Raw genomic sequence first — 6,195 nt, 5'->3', positions numbered from 1 at the left:
AGCTGCCGCCCGGACTTGTCACTCTTACGTGGACTCACAAGGTCCGATGTCATCACTCTCAGTGCCCATCCCGCCGGACCTCAGCCCGGCGTGTCGGGCCAGAAACACCGATCTTGAAACAGTCCTGTGCAATAGTTTGAGTTTTGACCTGTTCGGCGGGGTCGTACCTGACTTGGCTCACGTTCGGATCGGATTCGTCGGTGCAGCTCGTTGACCTGCGGTATTGCCGTCGGGATGGGTGAGATCTGCGCACTAAAATTTGGGTCCTAAAGTGGCGCGGTGGCCTACGTCCGCACCGTGAAGACCGCTTCCGGGGCGCGTGCGGTGCAGATCGTGTGACGGGACCCCGCGAGCTGAACCGCGGCCTGTGAGAGCGGGTTATCGGTGGGTGCAGGCGGCAGCGTAGCTGGCTGGGGTTCGGTAGCCCAGGGCCGAGTGCCTGCGGTGGTGGTTGTACTCGTCCTTCCAGTCGCTGATCACGACCCGGGCCTGGGTCAGTGACCAGAACAGGGTGATGTTGAGGCATTCGTCGCGTAGTCGGCCGTTGAACGATTCGATGTAGCCGTTGCGCCAGGGCTGGCCGGGTGGGATGAACGCCAGACCGACTCGTTCGCCGGCCCAGTCACGCGGTCATCGGGGTGGGTGTTGTGGCGTTGCAGGGCGGCGAGTTCGCCCCAGCGGCAGCCGGTACAGGCGGCGGTGACGATGAGCAGGGCGCTGCTGCGGTTGTGGAGTTGGGCAGCTTGTAGCGCACCGCGGAGGGCTTCTTCCGGACTGGCCCACAGCATTTCGCGGGGGATGCGCAGGGCGCGTTGCCTCGGTTGCGGTGGTGGTGGACGGGGTGGCCGGGATAAGTCCGTCGTCTGCGGCGTCGCCGAGGATGCGCCAGAGCAGCCCCAGGATGCCCCGCACGGTGGAGTGCTCGTACCCGCATTCGTGGAGCTCGGCCGACCATTGGCGGATGGATGTCGCCCACGGCTTCGTGGCCGAATCGGACGTGGATGTGGTTGGTGACCAGGTATCGGAAGTTCTTGATGGTCAGCTCGTAGCGGACCGGCCAGTGCTCGCCCCTTCTTTGTTGATCCGCTCTAACCGGACAGAAGGCGGTGTCTCGAAGTCGTAGCCATTCGTTGATCGCTGCTACGTGGACGGTGGCCTCATAGCGGACGGCCCCAGGTACCTCGGCAGGTACGAGACCAGCCTCGACGAGGCGCTGAGCACGCCGTGGACCCGAAAGCCAGCCCGTCGCGGCGAACTGGGCCGAATGGACGCGGGTTCCTGGTCGGACTCACCGGCTGCTGGCTTCGTAGCTCGTCTTCGTCCACGCGACACAAAGTCTGGGCGCATCCCGCGGTCCGCCTTCCGAGGCGTGGTGGCCAACGCTCGGCGTCGAACTGAGGGCGGGCGGGTCGCAGCTCTTGCGACTACTAACATCTGATGTTTATGCGGTAAGAGGGGGTGGGAATGCGCGGATTTGCCGTTCGTGTGCTGGGGCCTTTCGAGGTGGTGGCCGGCGACGGTCTGGTTCGGCTCCCTGCCGGACGGTTGCGGTCGCTGCTCGTCGTGCTGGCGATGTCGGCCGGCAAACCCGTGTCGGTAGACGAGCTCGCCGCCGCCGTGTGGGGGGAGCGGTTGCCGGGCAATGCCCGGCGCAGCCTGCAGACTTACGCCGGGCGCCTGCGGACCGCGCTCGGCGTCGGGGTCGACAGCGGCGCGACGGGTTTCGCGCTGCGGATCGACCCCGACGAGGTGGACGCGTTGCGGTTCGTCCGGCTGCTGGACGAGGCGGCCCGCTGGCCGGATGTCACCGCCGAGCGGGCGTCGCTGGTCGAGGCGCTGGAGTTGTGGCGGGGCGAACCGTACGAGGGGGTCGACTCGGAGTGGTTGCGGGAGCATCACGCTCCTCGGCTGGTGGAGCGCTATCTTTCCGCGCGCGAGCGGCGGGTCGATCTGGACCTCGCCGGCGGCGGTCACGGTGACCTCGCGGCCGAGCTCGGTGCGCTGACCGCGCGCTACCCGTTGCGCGAGCCGCTGTGGGTGCGGCTGCTCGTCGCGCTCGGCCAGGCCGGCCGGTACGCCGAAGCGCTGGAAGCGTACGAGACCGTCCGTGCGCGAATCGCCGCCGAGCTCGGGGTGGATCCGAGCCCCGAGTTGCGGCGGGTGCACGCGGACCTGGTGGCCGGCCGCAGTCCGGTAGTGGTGGGCGAGGCCAGGCCGTCGGCCCGGCCGGTCGTGTCGCCACGGCAGCTCCCGGCGAAGATCGATCGGTTCGCCGGGCGTCGCGATGCGTTGGCGGTGCTGGACGGTCTGCTCGACGGAGGGCCGCGTACACCGTCCCCGCCCATCTGCGTGATCACCGGCGCGGCGGGGGTGGGCAAGACCACCTTGGCCGTGCGTTGGGCCCATCAGGTGGCCGACCGGTTCCCGGACGGGCAGCTGCATGCCAACCTGTGCGGGTTCGGCCCCGGCGAGGAGGCTATCGACCCGGCCGATGTGCTCCGTGACTTCCTGGGCGCCTTCAGCGTGCCACCGGAACGTGTGCCGACGACCGTCGCCGCGCGGGCCGCGCTGTTCCGCAGCCTACTGGCGGGCAAGCGGGTGCTGATCCTGCTGGACAACGCGCGTGACGCCGAGCAGGTCAGGCCACTGCTGCCCAGTAGCGCCGGCTGCCTGACCGTGGTCACAAGTCGAAACGACCTGGCCGGCGTCGTCGTGGCCGATGGCGCCCATCCCGTACCCCTCGACGTTCTGTCACGGGAGGACGCCCAGCAGCTGCTCGCGGTCCGGCTCGGCCAGGAACGCGTAGCGCAGGAACCGCAGGCCATCGAGGCCATCATCAGCGCTTGTGCTTATCTGCCACTGGCGTTGGCGATCGTCGCCGCACGTGCGACGTTGAACCCGTCACTGCCGCTGGCGGCGCTGGCCGTCGAGCTCCGCGACTCCCGCAAAGACCTCAACGCCCTCGAAACCGGCGACGACGTCACGAGCGTCCGGGTGGTCTTCTCCTGGTCGCACCGGGTCGTCACGCCGGAGGCCGCCCATTTGTTCCGACTGCTGGGCCTGTATCCCGGCCCCGAGATCTCGGCCACAGCGGCGGCGAGCCTCGCCGCGCTCCCGATGCCGCGAACCAGGACGTTGTTGACGCAGCTCCAGCGAACGAACCTGGTCAACCAGCGCGACACCCACCGATACCGGATCCACGACCTGCTGCGCACATACGCCCGGGAGCTGGCCGCACGGCATCACACCGAGACGGAACGGTACGGCGCCGTGCACCGGTTGGTCGACCATTACCTGCACACCGCGTACACGGCCGACAGGCGAATCGACCCGCGCCGGGATCCGATCGCGTCCGCCCCTCCGCTCGACGGCGTGACCGAGGAGGAACTACCGGACCGGGACCGAGCCATCGCGTGGTTGAGGACCGAGCGCCCGGTGCTGCTGGCTGTCGGCCGGCTCGCCGCGGACCACGGGCTCGACACCCACGTATGGCAGCTGGCGTGGGCGCTCACCACCTTCCTGGACCGCCAGGGGCACTGGCACGACTGGGCGATGACGCAACGCGCTGCTCTCGAGGCCGCGGAGCGGCTCGACGACCGTGCCAAGGTCGCTCGCGCGCACGGGGGCTTGGCGCGGGCGATGACCCGGCTCCACCGATACCCCGTCGCTTACACTCACTTCACCCGCGCCGTAGAGTTGTTCGGCGCACTGGGTGACCCGGTCGGTGCAGCGAAAACGCACGTCAACCTCGGCTGGATGTACGAGCGCCAAGACAACTTCGGCCACGCGCTGAACCACAACAAGCGGGCGCTCGAGTTGTTCCAGAAGTGCGACCACAAGGTGGGCCAGGCCACCGTACTCAACGCGGTGGGCTGGGATTACGCCAAACAGGGAGACCACCACACCGCACTGACCTTCTGTGAGCGCGCATTACGGCTGAGCCGCGTTCTCGACCACCGCTTCGGCCAGGCCGAGGCCTGGGAGAGTCTCGGCTACATCCACCTTCATCTCGGCGATCATCGAAAGTCGATCTCCTGTTACGAGCACGCGCTCGACCTGCTTTTCGAACTCGGCGCCCCGGCTCTCGCGGCTACGGTGCTGCGCGACATCGGCGACGCCTACTGCCTCGTGGGTGACACCGCCGCGGCGCGGTTGAACTTTATGCGGTCCCTGGAAATACTCGAGGAGCTGGCCGATCCTGCCGCGGACGAACTACGCGCCAGGCTGACACAGGTGTGACGCACATTTGACGCATCGCACCGTTTGGATTTCGTCAGCCGTGGTGTTGCTCGATCCAGATGTGCGGGGGGATGGGTGAGCTCGCGATAGCGGTCGGTCGCCGGGCTCCGAGGGGTGCCGGGCGAGCTGATCACCGCGGCAAACCGTGCGGGTCAACGGGTCTGGGCACAGACGAGGGAGATCTTGTTGAACGTGCGACCTGATGGGTCCGTCGAAGATGACGCGACCGCCGCCGACGCGCTGAGCATGTCCGGATGCTCGCGGAGAGCGACGCCACACTGCCGCCGATCTTGGTCGACCGGCGGGACCATGCGGGTTGTCGACGGGATGCACCGGCTCGGCGCGATGACGCTGCGCGGTGCGCGGCAGATCGAGGTGAGGTTCTTCAACAGATCGGCGGACGCGGCCTTTCTCGCCGCGGTTCGGGAGAATGTCGCCCATGGTCTGCCGCGGTCGCGGGCGGACCGGGAGGCAGCGGTGCTGCCCATCGTCAACGCATTTCCCGACTTCTCTGACCGGTCGATCGCCTCGGTCTGCGGTGTGTCACACAGAACGGTCGCCGCGATCCGGACGCGTGCAACTGGACAACAGAACCAGTTGCACACCAGGACCGGACTGGATGGCTGGGTCCGGCCGCTCAACATCGCGGCAGGACGGCGCGCAGCCGAGGAGCTGATCCAGGCCCGCCCCGACGATCAGGTTCACCGACGCGGGTAGGAGGTTGCTCCACTGGCTCGACGTGCACGCCGCCGGCCCGACCTCATCAACGTCATTCCGCCCTACCACGCGGGCTCGGCAGCCGCCGTGGCCTCTCTGTAGGGCAAGATGAGGACACGGAGCGTCAGGTGCCGGTGATCCGCCCTTGACCGGTGGCCGCGCGAACTCGCGCGCGAGGCCACCGACGAACTGGATTACCTCTGTGCCGGACGGCTGTGGAGACAGGAAGCCACTTGGCACAGGCGCGAAGATGGCATCGACCGCTCTTTCGAGAATTACTCCCTGGTTTCCGGAACCTTCCGCAGCCACGACCAGACCCGAATAGGTCTGCAGGGTCAATGCCTTGAAGCGCATCGCCTCACCATGATGAGATCGGGCCGAATAGTTGCGGGAACTCATGACGAGCGCGAAAATGAGAACACTCACGATGGTCAGTCGACCAGTCGCGTGCTCCACGATCTGAGCCGCCGTAGCTTGCGCCGGCACCCGCCACGTGAATGCGGTGACGACGGGCACGACAATCACAGAAAGACCTAGCAAGCATGAGGCGATCAACCATCTCCTGGCGCGCCCTTGGTCTGACGGTCGGCGTCAGCGGTAAACGCCGCCGCATACGTACCTATAGACGATCGCTCGGTCAAAACCCGAACCGCTTCGGCCGCCCGCTCGGCTTTTCGAAGCTCGTCCTCAATATTCTTCAATCTGATCGAGGCAGATTCCTCGATCGCGCTGAGCCGTTCGGTTATGGCTAAATCACTGCCTGACACTTGGAAGAAGTCGCCGCAAGCCTCCCAGATGTCGAGAACACGCTCACCGAGTGTCTCGAGGCGCTGATCAGGGGCATCTTCCGACCTTAAGAGTTCATCATCAGCAGCGTCGGCGGCGCCGTCCACGTCACCAACCCCTGCTCAACCGCACCAAAGGCGAAGTCTGTCAGCTGGCACTCCAGTCCGGCCTCACCGGCCACGTGCTCGGCCGCACGATCAGTTGCGGAAATCCCCGACGCACCCGAATGAAGGCCGACTTCAACTGTGGCTACTGCTACCCGTGCCTCCTACGGCGCGCAGGCCTGATACACGCACTTGGCGACGACCCCACTCCCTACCGACACCATGTAGCCGACCTGCCGCTCGACGACGGCAAACCCGAGACCTGAAAGCACTCAGGCAATGGCTGAATACTCCGTTCGGCCTACGTGACCTCATTGCTGACAGCCCGTATCCACAAGACACACCACCG

At 66.7% G+C, this 6,195-nt stretch carries 4 protein-coding genes and 1 pseudogene; 3 read left to right on the top strand and 2 right to left on the bottom strand.

All coding sequences use genetic code 11. The features are described from left to right. Positions 1 to 378 precede the first annotated feature (378 nt). Positions 379 to 624: pseudogene (locus ACRDTB_RS22825) on the bottom strand (integrase core domain-containing protein); the annotation flags it as partial. An 861-nt stretch (positions 625 to 1,485) separates the two neighbouring features. On the opposite strand from ACRDTB_RS22825, the gene ACRDTB_RS22820 reads away from it, so the two are divergent. Then, entirely contained in the window at positions 1,486 to 4,239 is a 2,754-nt protein-coding gene (locus ACRDTB_RS22820; protein ID WP_431433356.1) for a tetratricopeptide repeat protein, read from the top strand. A gap of 309 nt (positions 4,240 to 4,548) precedes the next feature. Next, positions 4,549 to 4,956: a cell cycle transcriptional regulator TrcR gene (locus tag ACRDTB_RS22815; RefSeq protein ID WP_431433354.1), complete on the top strand. Its 408-nt coding sequence runs from the start codon at positions 4,549 to 4,551 to the stop codon at positions 4,954 to 4,956. 551 nt (positions 4,957 to 5,507) lie between these two features. Here ACRDTB_RS22815 and ACRDTB_RS22810 read toward each other — a convergent pair. Continuing rightward, positions 5,508 to 5,849: a hypothetical protein gene (locus ACRDTB_RS22810; RefSeq protein ID WP_431433360.1), complete on the bottom strand. Its 342-nt coding sequence runs from the start codon at positions 5,847 to 5,849 to the stop codon at positions 5,508 to 5,510. On the opposite strand from ACRDTB_RS22810, the gene ACRDTB_RS22805 reads away from it, so the two are divergent. Beyond that, positions 5,774 to 6,112, top strand: a complete 339-nt coding sequence (locus tag ACRDTB_RS22805; RefSeq protein ID WP_431433352.1) for a 7-cyano-7-deazaguanine synthase — start codon at positions 5,774 to 5,776, stop codon at positions 6,110 to 6,112. The two genes, ACRDTB_RS22810 and ACRDTB_RS22805, sit on opposite strands and share 76 nt — an antisense overlap. Positions 6,113 to 6,195: the final 83 nt, after the last annotated feature.

This window comes from Actinophytocola sp. (assembly GCF_050699935.1).
In the GTDB taxonomy this organism is placed as follows: Bacteria; Actinomycetota; Actinomycetes; order Mycobacteriales; family Pseudonocardiaceae; genus Actinophytocola.
This window is presented reverse-complemented; position numbering and strand designations above follow the sequence as displayed.

Coding starts and splice junctions, on each gene's coding strand:
- ACRDTB_RS22815 (WP_431433354.1), top strand. CDS start 4,549: ATGCGGGTTGTCGACGGGATGCACCGGCTCGGCGCGATGACGCTGCGC.